The organism is Kocuria oxytropis, from assembly GCF_040981195.1.
In the GTDB taxonomy this organism is placed as follows: domain Bacteria; phylum Actinomycetota; class Actinomycetes; order Actinomycetales; family Micrococcaceae; genus Kocuria; species Kocuria oxytropis.
In genome coordinates, this window is record NZ_JAVFXA010000002.1 from 68,763 (window position 1) to 84,481 (window position 15,719).

The following is a 15,719-nucleotide window of genomic DNA, read 5'->3' on the forward strand; positions in this document are numbered from 1 at the left end:
CCCACCGGCGCCACCCCCACCGGAGGCAGCCGGACCGGAGGCAGCCGGACCGCAGGCAGCCGGACGGGCGTCACCCGGACCGGATCGGGGCCCTCCGGAGCCGGTGGTGCTCAGCGCGGCCGTGGGGCCCGCCGCGGCGGCGCGGGCGGCACCACGCGCGCGGCCCGCACCGCGCCGGACGCGATCCGCACGTCCCCGCGGCGGGTGCGGACGGTGACGGATGCCCCGTCCGCCGAGACCAGCTCGCCCAGGGCGTCGGTGAGCGGCTTCCCTGAGGCGTCGCCGGCCGGCAGGGCGTAGCGCACGCTCACCCGGGTGCCGGGGCCCAGCCCGGTGAGCAGCTCCAGCGCCGGGGACGTGGCCCCGGACGCCGATGTTGAGCCGGATGTCGGATGCACCATGCCTGTCATCCTAGCCAGGGCACCGTGGCTAGACTGGTCGGAGCATCCCAGGAGAAAGGTTCGAACCGCCGTGACCTACGTCATCGCCCAGCCCTGTGTCGACGTGAAGGACAAGGCCTGCGTCGAGGAGTGCCCCGTCGACTGCATCTACGAGGGGGAGCGCTCGCTCTACATCCACCCCGACGAGTGCGTGGACTGCGGGGCGTGCGAGCCCGTGTGCCCCGTCGAGGCCATCTACTACGAGGACGACACCCCCGACGAGTGGGCCGACTACTACAAGGCCAACGTCGAGTTCTTCGACGACCTCGGCTCGCCCGGCGGCGCCGCGAAGCTCGGCAACACGCACACCGACCACCCCATGATCGCCGCGCTGCCGCCGCAGAACCAGGACGTCGCCCTGTGACGCAGGGGGACCGTCCCTTCGGCCTCGCCCTGCCCGACTACCCGTGGGACACCATGGCCCCGTACCGGGCCGTCGCCGCGGAGCACCCCGACGGGGTCGTGGACCTGTCCATCGGCACCCCCGTGGACCCCACGCCGCTGGTCGTCCAGGACGCCCTGGCCGCGGCCGCCGACGCCCACGGCTACCCGACCACCCACGGCACCCCCGCCCTGCGCGAGGCCGTCGTCGCGTGGTACGCCCGACGCCGTGGCGTGCCCGGGCTGGACCCCGCCGCGGTCATGCCCACGGTCGGCTCCAAGGAGCTGGTCGCCTGGCTCCCGCTGCTCCTGGGCCTGCGCCCGGGCGACGTGCTCGTGCGGCCCACCGTGGCCTACCCCACCTACGACATCGGCGCCGAGCTGGCGGGCGCCGAGGCCGTGGCGGCGGACGACCTCGACGAGCTCGGGGACGACGTGCGCTCCCGCGTGCGCATGGTGTGGCTGAACTCGCCCGCCAACCCCACCGGCATCGTCCGGGACGCCGGCTCGCTGCGCCGCGTGGTCGACCAGGCACGCGCCCTCGGGGCCGTCGTCGCCTCCGACGAGTGCTACGCCGAGCTGGGCTGGGGCGCCTGGGACGTCCAGCAGGGGGGCGCCCCGGTGCCGTCCGTGCTCGACCCCCGGGTCAGCGGAGGGGACCACTCCCTGCTGCTGTCCGCGTACTCGATGTCCAAGCAGTCCAACGCCGCCGGCTACCGGGCCGCGTTCCTCGCCGGCGACGCCCGGCTCATGGCGAGCCTGGTGAACTCCCGCAAGCACGCCGGGATGATCGTGCCCGCCCCGATCCAGGAGGCCATGCGGGCGGCCCTGGGGGACGACGCCCACGTCACCGCCCAGAAGGCGCTCTACCGGTCCCGCCGGGAGCGGCTCGTGCCCGCCGCCGAGGCCTTCGGGCTGCGGGTCGAGCACTCGGAGGCCGGGCTCTACCTGTGGTGCACGGCCGGGGAGGACACGTGGACCACGGTGCAGCGCTTCGCCGAGCGCGGCGTCGTGGTGGGCCCCGGGGTCTTCTACGGGACGGCCGGCGAGGGCCACGTGCGCCTGGCCCTCACCGCCACCGACGAGCGCATCGACGCCGCCGTGGCGCGCCTGGGCGGCGCCTGAGGCGCTCCCCGGCGCCCCCGGACACGGGCCCCCGGCGGCGCCGGGATTGGTCGCGGCGTGGACGGAGCGGGTAGGTTGGACCGTGACGATCGCTGTGTCCGGCGACACGGACGTGCTGCGCCACCGGCGGCGCCCGGCACGGCGGCCACGGGCACCGGACACCGACATCCACTCGCGGAGGACGAACATGACTGAGTCTGCACAGAAGACCGGGACGGCCCGGCTCGACTACGGCAACGGCAGCCCGCTCGAGCTGCCCATCCAGGACGCCACCGAGGGCAACCGCGGATACGCGATCACGAACATGCTCAAGGAGACCGGCAACGTCGCCTTCGACCCGGGCTTCATGAACACGGCGAACGCGCGCTCGGCCATCACCTACATCGACGGCAACAACGGGATCCTGCGGTACCGGGGCTACCCGATCGAGGAGCTCGCCCAGCACTCGAGCTTCATCGAGACCGCCTACCTCCTCGTCTACGGCGAGCTGCCCTCGGCCGGCGAGCTCGAGGAGTTCGACACCCGGATCCGCCGGCACACCATGGTCCACGAGGACCTCAAGAGCTTCTTCAACGGCTTCCCGCGCAACGCCCACCCCATGCCCGTGCTGTCCTCGGCGGTCTCCGCGCTGTCCACGTTCTACGCGGACTCCCTCGACCCCTTCGACGAGGAGCAGGTGGAGATCTCCACCATCCGGCTGCTCGCCAAGGTGCCCACGCTGGCCGCCTACGCGTTCAAGAAGTCCAAGGGCGAGCCGATGCTCTACCCGCAGAACGACCTGAACTACACGGAGAACTTCCTCCGCATGTGCTTCGGCGTGCCGGCCGAGGACTACGAGATCGACCCGGCGATGGCCAAGGCCCTGGACGTGCTGCTCATGCTGCACGCCGACCACGAGCAGAACTGCTCCACCTCCACCGTCCGGCTCGTGGGCTCCTCCCACGCCAACATGTTCGCCTCGGTGTCCGCGGGCATCAACGCCCTGTACGGCCCGCTGCACGGCGGCGCCAACGAGGCCGTGCTCGCGATGCTCAACCGGATCGAGACCGAGGGCGTCAAGCCCGAGGACTTCATGGAGCAGGTCAAGAACAAGGAGTCCGGCGCCCGGCTGATGGGCTTCGGCCACCGCGTGTACAAGAACTACGACCCCCGGGCGCGGATCGTGAAGGACTACGCCCACGAGATCCTCGAGAAGCTCGGCGGCAACGACCGGCAGCTCGAGATCGCCCTGCGGCTCGAGGAGAAGGCCCTCGCCGACGACTACTTCGTGGAGCGCAAGCTCTACCCCAACGTCGACTTCTACACGGGACTCATCTACAAGGCGATGGGCTTCCCCGAGAAGATGTTCACCGTGCTCTTCGCGATCGGCCGGCTCCCCGGCTGGATCGCCCAGTGGCGGGAGATGATCGAGGACCCCGAGACCAAGATCGGCCGCCCGCGCCAGCTGTACGTGGGCCCGGCCGAGCGGCACTACCCGCAGGGCTGAGCCGACCCGCTCCCGCCGTGCCGGACGCCGGGCCCGCACCTCCTCCGGGGTGCGGGCCCGGCGTCGCGCTGTTCCCGGGCCGCCGCGGCCCCGGTACCGTGGAGGGCATGAGCGAGCAGCGGCACACCCCGGACCGGATCACCGAGCTGGGGCCGGACGACGTCTTCGTCTTCGGCTCCAACGCCCGCGGCGCCCACGGGGCGGGGGCGGCCCGCACGGCCGTCGAGCGCTTCGGCGCCGTCATGGGGCAGGGGCACGGTCTGCAGGGACGCTCGTACGCGATCGACACCATGAGCGGGTTCGCCGAGCTCGAGCGGGAGGCGGCCGCGTTCGTGGCCTTCGCCCGCGAGCACCCCGGGCTGACGTTCTGGCTGACCCGGGTGGGCACGGGCATCGCCGGTCACGACGAGCGGGAGGTGGCCGCCCTGTTCGCCGGTGCGCCGGCCAACGTGGTCCGGCCGCGGGGCTGGTGAGCCCCGCGGCCGGCGCTCAGGCTCCCGCCGCGTAGCCCTCGGGATTGCTCCGCTGCCAGTTCCAGTGGTCGCGGCACATCGTGTCGAGGTCCCGGTCGGCGGACCAGCCCAGCTCGGCCAGGGCCGTCGAGGGATCGGCGTAGGACACCGCGGCGTCGCCGGGACGCCGGGCCACGACCTCGTAGGGGATGCTGCGCCCGGAGGCGCGCTCGAAGGCCGCGTGCACCTCGAGCACCGAGTAGCCCTTGCCCGTGCCCAGGTTCCACGTGTGCACCCCGCCGTGCTCGGCGAGGTGGTCCAGGGCCTTGAGGTGGCCGTCGGCGAGGTCCACGACGTGGATGTAGTCGCGCACGCCCGTCCCGTCGGCGGTCGGGTAGTCCGCGCCGAAGACCCGCAGCTTCTCGCGCCGGCCCACGGCCACCTGGGCGATGAACGGCAGCAGGTTGTTCGGCACGCCCGTGGGGTCCTCGCCGATCCGGCCGGACTCGTGGGCCCCCACCGGGTTGAAGTAGCGCAGCAGGGCCACGTTCCAGGACGCGTCCGCCGCGGCGAGGTCCACGAGCATGTCCTCGATGTGCTCCTTGGTCCGCCCGTAGGGGTTCTGGGCGTCCATGGGCTGCTTCTCGGTCAGCGGCATCTCCTCCGGGGCGCCGTAGACCGTGGCCGAGGAGGAGAACACGATGGTCCGGCAGCCGTGGTTGCCCATGGCGTCCAGGAGGTTGAGGGTGCCCGCCACGTTGGTGCGGTAGTACCAGAGCGGCTTCTCCGCCGACTCGCCGACGGCCTTGAGCCCGGCGAAGTGGATCACGGCCTCCGGGCGGTGCCGGGCGAACAGCGCGTCGAGTCCCGCCGGGTCGAGCAGGTCCACCTCCTCGAAGGCCGCGACCGCCCGGCCGGCGAGGTCCTGGACCCGGTCCAGCGAGGTCCGTGAGGAGTTCGCGAGGTTGTCCATGACGACGACGTCGTGGCCCGCCTGCAGCAGGGCGAGGACGGTGTGCGAGCCGATGTAGCCGGTTCCCCCGGTCACGAGAATCTTCATGGCCCCAGCGTATCGGCCGGGCCTCGGCGGACCGGTCAGCGGCTCGCGAGCACGATGACCACGTCACCGGCCGGAGGCGCGCCCTCCGGGTGCGCCTCCCCGGCGGCCACCCAGCCCGGGGCGGGCGCGAAGCGGGTGGTGCGCTGGTCGGCCCGGATCCAGCTGCGCCCGTCGAAGGACACCTCGGCCACGCCCAGGGCCTCGGCCTGTGCGACCGCCCAGTGCGCCACCGCCCAGCCCGTCCGCTCCCCGGGTGCGGGCATCACCACCCGGGTCCCGTCCGTGCGCGGGGCGGGGGCGGCCGCCCCGAAGGCGGCGGCCAGCGCGCGGGCCGCCCGCTCCGGGTCCCCGGGACTCTCGGGATCGCCGAGCACGCAGTTGAGCGAGCCCTCCGTGGCCCCGGTGAGGCTCCCCGCGAAGGCCCGGGCGAGGCCCTCGTGCCGGGCGTAGGCCTCCGGGTGCGCGGAGCGCTGGACGGCCTGGGCGGCGTCGGTGACCGACATCGTGGTGTAGTCGAGCTCCGCGAGGCCGTCGTAGAAGGCGGCCGTGGCGTAGGCCGGGTCCATGATCTGCGCGGCCGTCCCCCAGCCCTGGGAGGGGCGCTGCTGGAAGAGCCCCACGGAGTCCCGGTCCCCGTAGTCGATGTTGACCAGCTGCGACTCCTGCATCGCGGTGGCCAGGGCGACGACCGCGGCGTAGGGGTCGGTGCCGCGCGCCACGGCCTCCGCGGTGATCAGGGCGGCGTGGGACGCCTGCTCCGCCGAGAGCGTGTGGCGCGTGCTCCCGCCGTCCGCCTCCGTGCTCCGGACCACGCACCGGGGCTCGCCGGCCGAGGGCCGTCCGGCGCGCAGCTCGACGGCCACGAGGACGCCCGCGGCGAGCAGGGCACCGGCGAGCAGGAGGACGAACAGCGGCAGCCGGAGCGAGCCGAGACGGCCGCGGGCGGGGGATGACACGGGGGCTCCTGGACGGACGGGGGGTACGGGCGGGCCGGAGAGGGCCGGGGACGGGGTGGGCCGGGCACGGGGCGGGAACGGGCGGGCCGGGGACGGGAGGACGCCGCGAGGTCGGGGGTGCCGCCCCCGCGGCGTCCGGCGGCGGGCCGTGGCCCGCGGCGCTCAGTTGGCGTGCAGCGCCGCGTTGAGCTCCACGGTCCCGCCGGCCCGCGGCAGCACCTCGACCGTGCCGGTGAGGGAGTTGCGGCGGAACAGCAGGTTGGACACGCCGGAGAGCTCGGAGGCCTTGACCGTGGACCGCTCCCCGTCGGCGTGCACGCTCACGCGGGTGCCGGCGGTGACGTAGAGGCCGGCCTCGACCACGCAGTCGTCGCCCAGGGAGATCCCCACGCCGGAGTTGGCGCCGAGCAGCACCCGCTCGCCCACGGTGATCCGCTCCTTGCCGCCGCCGGAGAGCGTGCCCATGATGGAGGCGCCGCCGCCGAGGTCCGTGGCGTCGCCGACCACCACCCCCGCGCTGATCCGGCCCTCGACCATGGACTGCCCGAGGGTGCCGGCGTTGAAGTTGACGAACCCCTCGTGCATCACGGTGGTGCCCTCGGCGAGGTGGGCGCCGAGCCGGATCCGGTTGGCGTCGCCGATCCGCACGCCCGTGGGGACCACGTAGTCCACCATCCGGGGGAACTTGTCCACGCTGTGCACGGTCACGTGCCCGCCGGTCGCCCTCATCCGCAGCAGGGCGAGGGTCAGCTCCTCGGCGAGCACGGGGCCGCGGTCGGTCCAGGCGACGTTGGCGAGGAGGCCGAACACGCCGTCGAGGTTCAGGGTGTTGGGACGCGCGAGCCGGTGGGAGAGCAGGTGCAGGCGCAGGTACGCGTCCGGGGCGTCGGCGGGGGCGGTGTCGAGGTCGATCACGGTCTCGACGATCTCGCTGCGGACGTTGCGGTCGGGGTCGGCGGTGGCCGCGAGCCGCAGGTCCGCGTCGAGGGAGGTGTCGACGGCGTCGGAGAGCGACGGGGCGGGGTACCAGACGTCGAGGACGGTGCCCTCCTTGGGGCCCGAGGCCACGACGGTGGCCAGGCCGAGACCGGAGGCGGGACGAGAGGTGGAAGCAGTCATGGCGTCCATCCTACGGGGGCGCCGGGCCCGGCCCGGCCGGTGGTGGGGGAGGCCCCGTTATGCTGACGGCCATGACCGCACCGGAGCTCGACCTCGCCGCCGACCCCGCCGACCTCACGGCGGCCCTCATCGACATCGCCTCCGTCTCGGGCTCGGAGGGGCCCCTGGCCGACGCCGTGGAGGACGCGCTGCGCCGGCTGCCGCACCTCACGGTGCACCGGGACGGGGACGCCGTGGTGGCGCGCACCGAGCTGGGCCGCCCCGAGCGGGTGGTGCTCGCCGGCCACCTCGACACCGTTCCCCTGCCGACCGTCCCGGGCGCGCGGGGTACCGTGCCGTCCACGTGGACCGGGACGGGCCCGTCCCGGGTGCTCCACGGCCGGGGCGCGACCGACATGAAGGGCGGGGTGGCCGTCCAGCTGGCCCTGGCGGCGGCCCTGACCGCGCCGAACCGCGACATCAGCTACGTGTTCTACGACCACGAGGAGGTCGAGGCCTCGGCCAGCGGACTGGGCCGGCTCCAGCGCCACGCCCCCGAGCTGCTCGAGGCGGACTTCGCGGTGCTCCTCGAGCCCACCGACGGCACCGTGGAGGGCGGGTGCAACGGCACGATGCGGTTCCGCATCACCACCCGGGGCCGGGCCGCCCACTCGGGGCGGTCCTGGATCGGGGACAACGCGATCCACAAGCAGGCCGACGTCCTCGCCCGGCTGGCGGCCTACGAGCCGCGGACCGTCGCGGTGGAGGGGCTCGAGTACCGGGAGGGGCTCAACGCGATCCGGATCGGCGGGGGCGTGGCCGGCAACGTGGTGCCGGACACCGCGCACGTGGAGATCAACTACCGCTTCGCCCCGGACAAGAGCCCCGAGGACGCCGTGGCGCACGTGCAGGAGGTCTTCGCCGGCTACGAGCTCGAGCTCACGGACCTCTCCCCGGCGGCGCGGCCCGGCCTGGACCGCCCGGCCGCCGCCGCGTTCGTGGCCGCCGTGGGCCAGGAGCCCAAGCCCAAGTACGGCTGGACCGACGTGGCCCGCTTCTCGCAGATGGGCGTGCCGGCCGTGAACTTCGGCCCGGGCGACGCGCTGCTGGCCCACACGGACGACGAGCACGTCAGCGCCGACGCGGTCCGGCAGTGCTACCGCGCCCTCGAGGGGTGGCTCACCCGCTGACCCGGCTCAGACCGTGCTCTCCTCCGCGGCGAGGGGACCCTCCGCGGCCTTGGTCGTGCCCCCCGTGCGGAAGCTCAGGAACCGGGAGAGCCACGCGGCCAGCACGGTCAGCAGGTAGTTGATGAGCACGAAGACCAGCGCCACCACGAAGAGGGTCTGCAGGATGTTGCCGTCCCCGGCGCCCAGCCGCCGGCCGCTCGCCAGCAGCTCCGGGTACGTGATGATGTAGCCCAGGGCCGTGTCCTTGAGGATGACCACGAACTGGCTGACCATCGAGGGCAGCATCGCCGTGAGGGCCTGGGGCAGCTCGATCATCCGCAGGGACCGGGACGGGGTGAGCCCGATGACCAGGGCCGCCTCCCGCTGGCCCTTGGGCAGCTGGTGGACGCCGGAGCGGATGAGCTCGGCGATCACGGCGCCGTTGTAGAACATCAGTCCCAGGACCACGGCCCAGAACGGCACGTTGGACGGCTCCACCAGCCCGGCCCGGCCGATGCCCAGGTAGAAGAAGATCATCATCACCAGCACGGGCACGGCCCGGAAGAACTCGACCACCACGGTGCACACGAAGCGCACCGGGGCGAGCTGGGAGAGCCGGCCGAGGCCGAAGACCAGGCCGAAGGCGATCGAGAGCACCACCGCCAGCAGCGCGGCCCGCAGGGTGTCCCACAGGCCCGGGAGCAGGAAGTTCTCCCACGTGCGCGCCGAGATCAGGGGCGTCCACTTCGCGGCGTCGAGCTGGCCCTGCTCGGCGAGCTCCCCCAGCACCACCCAGGCCAGGGCCGCGGCGAGCAGGACGCCGACCACGTTGAGCGCCGCGCTGATCCGCCGGCCGCGGGGTCCTTGGACGTCGAACAGGACGTTCTGGGTCGTGGCCATCAGCGCTTCACCGCCAGTTTCCGGGAGGCCCAGGTGGTGAGCAGACCCACCGGGACCACGATGAGGACGAAGCCGAGGGCCACGACCAGGAAGATCGCGATGATCACGTCCGGGCGGAACTCGATCATCGTCTTCATGAGGGAGGAGATCTCGGTCACGGAGGCCGCGGCGGCCACCGTGGTGTTCTTGGTCAGGGCGATCAGGGTGTTGCCGAGCGGGGTGATCGCCCCGCGCAGCGCCTGCGGGAAGATGATCAGCCGCGCCGCCGGCAGGAAGCTGAGGCCGATGGCCCGCGCGGCCTCCGCCTGTCCGGCCGGCACGGTGTTGACGCCCGAGCGGATCGCCTCGCAGACGAACGCCGCGTGATAGAGGCTCAGGCCCAGGACCGCCCAGTTGAAGAAGTTCTGGTCGAAGTCCGTGGAGAGGCTGATCCCCAGCTGGCTCCACACGCCCAGCACCAGGAAGACGAGGATGATCGTCAGCGGGGTGTTGCGGAACAGGTTGACGTAGCCCGTGCCCAGCAGCCGCAGCGAGGCGATCGGGGAGATGCGCATCAGGGCGATGAGCGCGCCGAGGACCGCGGAGCCCAGCGCGGCGAAGAAGGTCAGCCGGAGGTTGACCCAGAAGGCGGCGAGGACGTCGTACTGGTCGAACAGGCTGACGAAGTCGGTCAGGTAGTCGGACACGGGAGCTCCCTGTGCTGGGGCTGGTGCTGGGTCACGCGCGGGCCCTTCGTCGTGGGTCGATCGGTCGCTCTGCTGCCGGGGCGGGCCCCGTGGCCGGCCGAGGGGCCGGCCACGGGGTCACCGGGGTGCCGTCACTCGCCGCAGGGCTCGGGCGTCGGCGGGTTGAGCTCCTCGTTGTACGAGTAGTTCGCGCCCTCCGTGTTGGCGGTGACCGCTTCCTCCCAGGCGCCCTCCTCGATCATCTTGGTGATCGCCTCGTTGACGGCCTCGCACTGGTCGGAGCCCTGCGGCAGGCCCACGCCGTAGCGCTCCTCCGAGAAGGTGTTGCCGACCACCTTGAACTTGCCCTGGTTGGCGTCGGTGGAGGCGAGCCCTGCGAGGATGATGTCGTCGGTGGTCACGGCGTCCACCTGGCCGGACTCCAGGAAGGTCACGCACTCGGCGTAGCCGCCCTGCTCCACGAGGTTCACGCCGGGGACCTCCTCCTGCACGTTCACCGCGGAGGTCGAGCCGGTCACCGAGCACAGGTTCTTGCCGTCGAGGTCGGCGGGGCCCTGGATGCTGTTGTCGTCGGCGCGGACCAGCAGGTCCTGGCCGGCGATGAAGTACGGGCCGGCGAAGTCCACGGTCTGGTCGCGCTCGTCGGTGATCGAGTAGGTCGCGAAGATCATGTCGACCTGGTCGTTCGCGAGCATGTTCTCGCGGTTGGCGGACGGGGACTCGACCCACTCGATCTGGTCCTCGGAGTAGCCGAGCTCACCGGCGACGTACTCGGCGACGTCGACGTCGAAGCCCGTGTACTCGCTGCCGTCGCGGAAGCCCAGCCCCGGCTGGTCGTACTTGATGCCGATCCGCACGGAGTCGCCCGAGCCGCCGGTCTCGCCGCCCGAGCCGGACCCGCCGTCGTCGCCACCTCCGCACGCGGTGAGGGTAAGGGCGGCGATCGCGGCCGTCGCGGCCAGTCCGAGGGGCTTGCTGCTGCGCATGATGTGCTCCTTGCTGTGGAGGTGGTGGCGTCGGGTCGGAGGGACGGTGGACGGTCAGTGGCCCAGGATCTTGCCGAGGAAGTCCTGGGCGCGCTCGGAGCGCGGGTTCGTGAAGAACTCCTCGGGGGTGTTCTCCTCGACGATCATGCCGTCGGCCATGAACACGACGCGGTCCGCCGCCTTGCGGGCGAAGCCCATCTCGTGGGTGACCACGATCATCGTCATGCCCTGCTTCGCGAGCGAGACCATGGTGTCGAGCACCTCGTTGATCATCTCGGGGTCCAGGGCCGAGGTCGGCTCGTCGAAGAGCATGACCTTCGGCTCCATGGCCAGGGCGCGGGCGATGGCGACGCGCTGCTGCTGCCCGCCGGAGAGCTGGGCCGGCAGCTTCTCGGCCTGGTTCGCGACGCCCACGCGGGTCAGCAGCTCCATGGCCTGCTGCTTCGCCTCGGCGCCCGACTTCCCGCGCACCTTGACGGGGCCCAGGGTCACGTTCTGCAGCACCGACTTGTGCGCGAAGAGGTTGAACGACTGGAAGACCATGCCGACGTCGGCGCGCAGCTTCGCGAGCGCCTTGCCCTCCTCGGGCAGCCGTCTGCCGTCGATGAGGATCTCGCCGTCGTCGATGCTCTCGAGCCGGTTGATGGCCCGGCACAGCGTCGACTTGCCCGAGCCCGAGGGCCCGATCACGACCACCACCTCGCCGCGCTGCACCTCCAGGTTGATGTCCCGGAGCACGTGCAGGTCCCCGAAGTGCTTGTTGACGTGGGACATGCGGACCAGGGGCTCGGCCGTGCCCGCGGCGGAGGCGGACGGAGCGGCGGCCGGCGGAGTGGCGTGTGACATACCGGAAAGATACCCCGGATTCGGTCCGTGTGATGTCCGACACGTTGCGATCGGAGAAATCCGGTACTGATCCGTAGAAATATTGCGGAGCGTGCGGACCCCGTGTGCGGCCGCCGGTCCCCGGCGGGCGCTTAGCCTGGGGGCATGACCGAACTCCTCGTGGTGCTGACCGGGCTCGTGCTGCTGCTCACCGTGGTCGGCGTCGTCGTCCTCGGCCGCGACCGGCTCTCCGGGCGGGTCGTGCCGGCCCGGGACGGGGTCGACGTGGGCCCGGCGCCCCGGGCGCCGCTGCTGCTGCCCGAGCACCCGGCGGCGGAGGACGTCGAACGGATCGCGTTCACCGTCCGGCGCCGCGGCTACGACCCCGCCGAGGTGCACGCCGTGCTCGCCCACCTGGCGGACCGGCTGCCGCCGGCGGACCCGCCGGCCCGTCCGGTGCCGGGGGAGTGAGCTCCCGCCTGGCCGCGGCGCCCTGGTGGGTGCAGACCCTGGTGGTGTGGGCGGCCTCCCGCGCCTGGGCCTGGGCGGTCTTCAGCACGGTGGGCCGGCAGCAGGGCCCCGGGCCGTGGGGGGACGGCCCCCTGGGCTACCTCGGGTTCACCGGCACGTGGGACTCGGACTGGTACGAGCGCATCGCCCGGGAGGGCTATCCCGCGTCCCTGCCCCGGGACGCGGACGGACGGGTGCAGGAGAACGCCTGGGCCTTCTACCCGGTCTTCCCGCTGCTCGTGCGGACCGTCACGGCGGTCACCGGCACGGGGTGGGACGCGACCGCCTCGGCCGTGTCGCTGGCGGCGAGCCTGGGCGCCTTCCTGCTCGTCCACCGGCTGTTCCTGCGCCTCGCCCCGCCGTCCACGGCCCGGTGGGGTCTCGTGCTCGTCGGCTTCAACCCGGTGGCCCCCGTGCTGCAGGTGCCCTACGCCGAGGCCCTGCACCTGCTGCTGCTGGCGGCGGCCCTGCTGCTGACGGCGCAGGGCCGTCACCTCGCGGCCGCCCCCGTGGTGGTCGTCATGTGCCTGACCCGGCCGGCGGGGGTCCCCTTCGCCGCGGCCCTCGGGATCACGTGGCTCGTGCGCACCGTGCGCCGGCACCGGGCGGGGCGGCTGCGCCGCGCCGTCGACGCCGTCGACGGGCTCCTCGGTCTTGCGGTCCTCTCCTGCGGCGCCGCGCTCGCCTGGCCGGCGATCGCGTGGGCCGTCACGGGCGAGCCCACGGCGTACACCGACACGGAGACGGTGTGGCGGGGCGGCGGGGCCCTGCAGCCGGTCGTCCCGTGGTTCGACGCCGCGACGGGGCTGTTCGGGCCCGTGCTCGGGCTCGTGGCACCCGCGCTGCTGGTCGTGGGCGGGGCGGGGCTGCTGCGCGCCCGCGTGGTGCGGGAGCGGCTCGACCTGCTCGCCCGCGTGTGGGTGGCGAGCTACGCCGTGTACCTGCTCCTGTTCCTGCACCCCCAGACCAGCACGTTCCGGCTGCTGCTGCCCCTGTTCCCGCTCGCGCTGCCGCTGGCGGCCGTCTCCGACTCCCGGGCCTACCGGGTGGCCTGCGCGGTCTCCGGCGCGGTGCTCCAGCTCGTCTGGGTCGGCTGGCTGTGGCACTGGAAGCAGCTGCCCGGCGGCGGGGACTACCCGCCCTGAGCCCACCGGCGGGCGCACCGGCGCGGACCGCGCAGGGCCGGGGCGGTCCGGGGCCACGGCGGCGGCTCGGATAGGATGGGAGCCACACCAATCGAGGAAGAGGAGTTCCCACATGGCGGCCATGAAGCCGAGAACCGGTGACGGACCGATGGAGGTCACCAAGGAGGGGCGCAGCCTCATCATGCGGGTGCCGCTCGAGGGCGGCGGCCGGCTGGTGGTCGAGCTGAAGCCCGGCGAGGCCGCGGAGCTCAAGGAGTGCCTGGCCGGCGTCACGGAGTGACCCCCGGCGCGCACGGCGAGGGGCCCGGCACCACCGGTGGTGCCGGGCCCCTCGCCGCGCGCGGGCGCTGTCCGACTGCCGTGCGCGGGCGCTGTCCGACTGCCGTGCGCGGGCGCTGTCCGACTGCCGTGCGCGGGCGCTGTCCGACTGCCGTGCGCGGGCGCTGTCCGACTGCCGTGCGCGGGCGCTGTCCGACTGCCGTGCGCGGGCGCTGTCCGACTGCCGTGCGCGGGGGCTGTCCGGCGTCGGCCAGGCCGTGGCCGCTCAGCGGCGGACGGCCAGCAGCAGTCCCGAACCGGTGGGCAGCAGGGCGGTGCTGAAGCGCTCGTCCTCCCGGAACAGCCGGTGCACGGCCCGCATCGTCCGGGTGTTCTCCTCCCGGTTCGCCGGCTGCGCCACCTTGTCCTGGGACAGGGCGTCGTTGACCACCAGCATCCCGCCGGGGCGCAGCAGGCGGACCGCCTCCTCCGCGTAGTCCAGGGTCCCCTCGGCGTCCCCGTCGAGGAACACGAGGTCGTAGGCGCCGGCACTGAGCCGGGGCATCACGAGGGACGCGCGGCCGGGGATGGTGCGGGTCCGGCTGGTGGGCACCCCGGCCTCCCGGAACGTGTCGCGCGCCGCGCGCAGCGCCCGGATGTCGGTGTCGATGGTCGTCAGCACGGACGTCCCGGGCAGTCCGCGCAGCAGCGCGAGCCCGGAGACCCCGGCACCCGTGCCCACCTCGACCACCGTGGCGGGCCGCGCCGCCGCGGCGAGCACGGTCAGGGCGGCGGCCGTGCCCGGGCTGACCGGGGGGATGCGCAGGGCGAGGGAGCGCTCCCGGGCACGGTAGGCGAGCTCGTCCTCCGCGGCGAACGCCTCGGCGTACGACCAGCTCGTCGTCTTGTCCGCGCCCATGGTCCGCCCTTCGTCGCTGTAGTGGATGCGCGCCATCCTACCGGCTGAGCCGTGGCGCCCGGCCACCGTCCAGTCGGCGTCCAGCTTCCCCGACGATCATGGAGGGGTCCGCGGACCCTCCCCGGAGACGACCGCCGCGCCGCGGACGGGCCGGACGCCGGACCCCCGCCGTCCGGCCCGCACCGCCCGCACCGCCCCACGAGGAGGACCGATGCCCCGCCCGGACCGCACCGCCCCGGCGCGCCGCAGCAGCACGGTCCCCGTGCTCGCGGCCACCGTGAGCGCGGTCCTGACCCTCGTCCTGGGCTCCGGCTACGCCGTCGGGCGCACGGTCGTGGCGGGCTCCCCGGACGGTGCCGGCGACCAGGTCCCGGTCTCGGCGTGGCGCGGCACCGACGGGGTGCTGCACCCGGACGAGATCTCCGCGAACGAGATCTCCGCGGACGGGCTGCGCGAGCAGGGGTGGACCCTGCCCACCCTCGCCTCGGACGGCTACCGGGTGGTCTCGATGACCCGGGGGTCCCTCTCGGGGCACCCCGTCGTGGCGGTCCGGCTGCACCGCGGCGAGGAGGAGGTCGTCGTCGTCGAACAGCGCGGACGGGTCGACCGGGAGAACCCGATGGACGGGCTCACGGGCCTGCCCGTGAGCGCGGAGGGCCTCGAGCCCGTGGCCGTGGAGGGCGTCCCCCTGTGGGTGGAGGCCGGGCCGCCGTGGCGGGTGGTGGTCGTGGGGGACGCCGTGGTCTACACCGTCACCGGCACCTCGGGCCCCTCCGCGATGGCCCGCACCGTGCACCTCGTCGTCTCCGACGAGCGCGGGCGCGTGGTGGCGCCCGCCCCGGCGGATCCGGGGGTCGTGGAGACGGTGGCGGCGGGGCTCGGCGAGATCTTCGGCTGACCGGGTCGCGTCCCGCCGACTGGTAAAATCAGCTCCTGTGCTCGGTATCAACGGCGGCGAAGCGATCATCCTGGTGCTCCTGGCGCTGTTCATCATCGGACCGGAGCGGCTGCCGGAGTACGCGGAGAAGCTCAAGGACCTGGTCAAGGCCGCCAAGCGGTACGCGACCGGCGCCACCGAGGAGCTCAAGGAGACCCTCGGACCGGAGATCGCCGACGTCGACTGGCGCAAGCTCGACCCCCGGCAGTACGACCCCCGCACCATCGTGCGCCAGGCCCTGCTCGAGGACGACGAGCCGGCGGCGCCCGCCGCCCGGCCGGCCAGGCCGGCGCTGACCCGCCTGGCCCCCGGCGAACGGGCCCCCTTCGACACCGAGGCCACCTGAGCCGACCGCCCGCGGTCCCGGACCGCCGGACCGCCGCTGC

The 15,719-nt window shown here is 73.6% G+C and carries 19 protein-coding genes; 10 read left to right on the forward strand and 9 right to left on the reverse strand.

Features of this window, described 5'->3' with window-relative positions:
* Positions 1–110: 110 nt before the first annotated feature.
* Positions 111–401 carry a putative acetyltransferase gene (locus QYM41_RS02735; protein WP_368798206.1) on the reverse strand — a complete coding sequence of 97 codons (291 nt, stop codon included), beginning with the start codon at positions 399–401 and terminating at the stop codon, positions 111–113.
* A gap of 70 nt (positions 402–471) precedes the next feature.
* Between QYM41_RS02735 and fdxA the strand changes: the two genes are divergently transcribed.
* The 4 genes from fdxA (at position 472) to QYM41_RS02755 (ending at position 3,905) form a co-directional block, all read left to right on the forward strand.
* On the forward strand, positions 472–804 hold the full coding sequence (fdxA, locus tag QYM41_RS02740) for a ferredoxin (RefSeq protein ID WP_058872613.1): 333 nt from the start codon (positions 472–474) through the stop codon (positions 802–804).
* Positions 801–1,946 (forward strand): succinyldiaminopimelate transaminase, encoded by a 1,146-nt coding sequence (gene dapC, locus QYM41_RS02745; protein ID WP_368798207.1) that lies wholly within the window; start codon positions 801–803, stop codon positions 1,944–1,946. The genes fdxA and dapC overlap by 4 nt, the downstream gene beginning before the upstream one ends.
* A 187-nt stretch (positions 1,947–2,133) precedes the next feature.
* A complete protein-coding gene (locus tag QYM41_RS02750; protein WP_368798208.1) occupies positions 2,134–3,432 on the forward strand; it encodes a citrate synthase in 1,299 nt (432 codons plus the stop codon).
* Between the two features lie 107 nt (positions 3,433–3,539).
* The gene (locus tag QYM41_RS02755) at positions 3,540–3,905 is read left to right on the forward strand and encodes an A1S_2505 family phage non-structural protein (protein WP_368798209.1); all 366 of its coding nucleotides are present in this window, start codon (positions 3,540–3,542) and stop codon (positions 3,903–3,905) included.
* Between the two features lie 16 nt (positions 3,906–3,921).
* Here QYM41_RS02755 and galE read toward each other — a convergent pair whose 3' ends face one another.
* From galE to dapD, 3 genes are all read right to left on the reverse strand, one after another.
* A complete protein-coding gene (gene galE / locus QYM41_RS02760; RefSeq protein ID WP_368798210.1) occupies positions 3,922–4,944 on the reverse strand; it encodes a UDP-glucose 4-epimerase GalE in 1,023 nt (340 codons plus the stop codon).
* 35 nt (positions 4,945–4,979) lie between these two features.
* Entirely contained in the window at positions 4,980–5,900 is a 921-nt protein-coding gene (locus QYM41_RS02765; RefSeq protein ID WP_368798211.1) for a hypothetical protein, read from the reverse strand.
* A 162-nt stretch (positions 5,901–6,062) separates the two neighbouring features.
* Complete coding sequence (gene dapD / locus QYM41_RS02770; protein WP_368798212.1) at positions 6,063–7,028, reverse strand: 2,3,4,5-tetrahydropyridine-2,6-dicarboxylate N-succinyltransferase; 966 nt, start codon at positions 7,026–7,028, stop codon at positions 6,063–6,065.
* Between the two features lie 50 nt (positions 7,029–7,078).
* On the opposite strand from dapD, the gene dapE reads away from it, so the two are divergent.
* The gene (gene dapE, locus QYM41_RS02775) at positions 7,079–8,188 is read left to right on the forward strand and encodes a succinyl-diaminopimelate desuccinylase (protein WP_368798213.1); all 1,110 of its coding nucleotides are present in this window, start codon (positions 7,079–7,081) and stop codon (positions 8,186–8,188) included.
* 6 nt (positions 8,189–8,194) lie between these two features.
* Here dapE and QYM41_RS02780 read toward each other — a convergent pair whose 3' ends face one another.
* From QYM41_RS02780 to QYM41_RS02795, 4 genes are all read right to left on the reverse strand, one after another.
* Entirely contained in the window at positions 8,195–9,067 is an 873-nt protein-coding gene (locus tag QYM41_RS02780) for an amino acid ABC transporter permease (protein ID WP_368798214.1), read from the reverse strand.
* The gene (locus QYM41_RS02785) at positions 9,067–9,753 is read right to left on the reverse strand and encodes an amino acid ABC transporter permease (protein WP_368798215.1); all 687 of its coding nucleotides are present in this window, start codon (positions 9,751–9,753) and stop codon (positions 9,067–9,069) included. Before QYM41_RS02785 ends, QYM41_RS02780 begins: the two co-directional genes overlap by 1 nt.
* 131 nt (positions 9,754–9,884) lie before the next feature.
* Positions 9,885–10,739: a glutamate ABC transporter substrate-binding protein gene (locus QYM41_RS02790; protein ID WP_368798216.1), complete on the reverse strand. Its 855-nt coding sequence runs from the start codon at positions 10,737–10,739 to the stop codon at positions 9,885–9,887.
* Between the two features lie 54 nt (positions 10,740–10,793).
* Positions 10,794–11,513: an amino acid ABC transporter ATP-binding protein gene (locus QYM41_RS02795; RefSeq protein WP_438612543.1), complete on the reverse strand. Its 720-nt coding sequence runs from the start codon at positions 11,511–11,513 to the stop codon at positions 10,794–10,796.
* A gap of 216 nt (positions 11,514–11,729) precedes the next feature.
* Here QYM41_RS02795 and QYM41_RS02800 point away from each other — a divergent pair, with 216 nt between their 5' ends.
* The 3 genes from QYM41_RS02800 to QYM41_RS02810 all read left to right on the forward strand — a co-directional run bounded on the left by QYM41_RS02800 (position 11,730) and on the right by QYM41_RS02810 (position 13,499).
* Positions 11,730–12,035: a DivIVA domain-containing protein gene (locus tag QYM41_RS02800; RefSeq protein ID WP_368798217.1), complete on the forward strand. Its 306-nt coding sequence runs from the start codon at positions 11,730–11,732 to the stop codon at positions 12,033–12,035.
* Complete coding sequence (locus tag QYM41_RS02805) at positions 12,032–13,219, forward strand: putative hexosyltransferase (protein ID WP_368798218.1); 1,188 nt, start codon at positions 12,032–12,034, stop codon at positions 13,217–13,219. Before QYM41_RS02800 ends, QYM41_RS02805 begins: the two co-directional genes overlap by 4 nt.
* A 112-nt stretch (positions 13,220–13,331) precedes the next feature.
* Positions 13,332–13,499 carry a DUF3117 domain-containing protein gene (locus tag QYM41_RS02810; RefSeq protein ID WP_075872508.1) on the forward strand — a complete coding sequence of 56 codons (168 nt, stop codon included), beginning with the start codon at positions 13,332–13,334 and terminating at the stop codon, positions 13,497–13,499.
* Positions 13,500–13,763: 264 nt separating this feature from the next.
* Here QYM41_RS02810 and QYM41_RS02815 read toward each other — a convergent pair whose 3' ends face one another.
* Positions 13,764–14,396, reverse strand: coding sequence for an O-methyltransferase (locus QYM41_RS02815; RefSeq protein WP_368798438.1), 633 nt, complete (start codon positions 14,394–14,396; stop codon positions 13,764–13,766).
* Between the two features lie 211 nt (positions 14,397–14,607).
* Here QYM41_RS02815 and QYM41_RS02820 point away from each other — a divergent pair, with 211 nt between their 5' ends.
* On the forward strand, positions 14,608–15,294 hold the full coding sequence (locus tag QYM41_RS02820) for a hypothetical protein (protein ID WP_368798219.1): 687 nt from the start codon (positions 14,608–14,610) through the stop codon (positions 15,292–15,294).
* 37 nt (positions 15,295–15,331) lie between these two features.
* Positions 15,332–15,679, forward strand: a complete 348-nt coding sequence (locus QYM41_RS02825) for a twin-arginine translocase TatA/TatE family subunit (protein WP_368798220.1) — start codon at positions 15,332–15,334, stop codon at positions 15,677–15,679.
* Positions 15,680–15,719 lie beyond the last annotated feature (40 nt).

What these genes read in the sequence shown, in the direction of transcription:
- QYM41_RS02755 (WP_368798209.1), top strand. Translation starts at nt 3,540, where the DNA reads ATGAGCGAGCAGCGGCACACCCCGGACCGGATCACCGAGCTGGGGCCG.
- dapD (WP_368798212.1), bottom strand. Translation starts at nt 7,028, where the DNA reads ATGGACGCCATGACTGCTTCCACCTCTCGTCCCGCCTCCGGTCTCGGC.
- QYM41_RS02750 (WP_368798208.1), top strand. Translation starts at nt 2,134, where the DNA reads ATGACTGAGTCTGCACAGAAGACCGGGACGGCCCGGCTCGACTACGGC.
- QYM41_RS02735 (WP_368798206.1), bottom strand. Translation starts at nt 401, where the DNA reads ATGGTGCATCCGACATCCGGCTCAACATCGGCGTCCGGGGCCACGTCC.
- QYM41_RS02815 (WP_368798438.1), bottom strand. Translation starts at nt 14,396, where the DNA reads ATGGGCGCGGACAAGACGACGAGCTGGTCGTACGCCGAGGCGTTCGCC.
- dapE (WP_368798213.1), top strand. Translation starts at nt 7,079, where the DNA reads ATGCTGACGGCCATGACCGCACCGGAGCTCGACCTCGCCGCCGACCCC.
- QYM41_RS02800 (WP_368798217.1), top strand. Translation starts at nt 11,730, where the DNA reads ATGACCGAACTCCTCGTGGTGCTGACCGGGCTCGTGCTGCTGCTCACC.
- galE (WP_368798210.1), bottom strand. Translation starts at nt 4,944, where the DNA reads ATGAAGATTCTCGTGACCGGGGGAACCGGCTACATCGGCTCGCACACC.
- QYM41_RS02795 (WP_438612543.1), bottom strand. Translation starts at nt 11,513, where the DNA reads ATGTCCCACGTCAACAAGCACTTCGGGGACCTGCACGTGCTCCGGGAC.
- QYM41_RS02820 (WP_368798219.1), top strand. Translation starts at nt 14,608, where the DNA reads ATGCCCCGCCCGGACCGCACCGCCCCGGCGCGCCGCAGCAGCACGGTC.
- QYM41_RS02810 (WP_075872508.1), top strand. Translation starts at nt 13,332, where the DNA reads ATGGCGGCCATGAAGCCGAGAACCGGTGACGGACCGATGGAGGTCACC.
- QYM41_RS02780 (WP_368798214.1), bottom strand. Translation starts at nt 9,067, where the DNA reads ATGGCCACGACCCAGAACGTCCTGTTCGACGTCCAAGGACCCCGCGGC.
- QYM41_RS02790 (WP_368798216.1), bottom strand. Translation starts at nt 10,739, where the DNA reads ATGCGCAGCAGCAAGCCCCTCGGACTGGCCGCGACGGCCGCGATCGCC.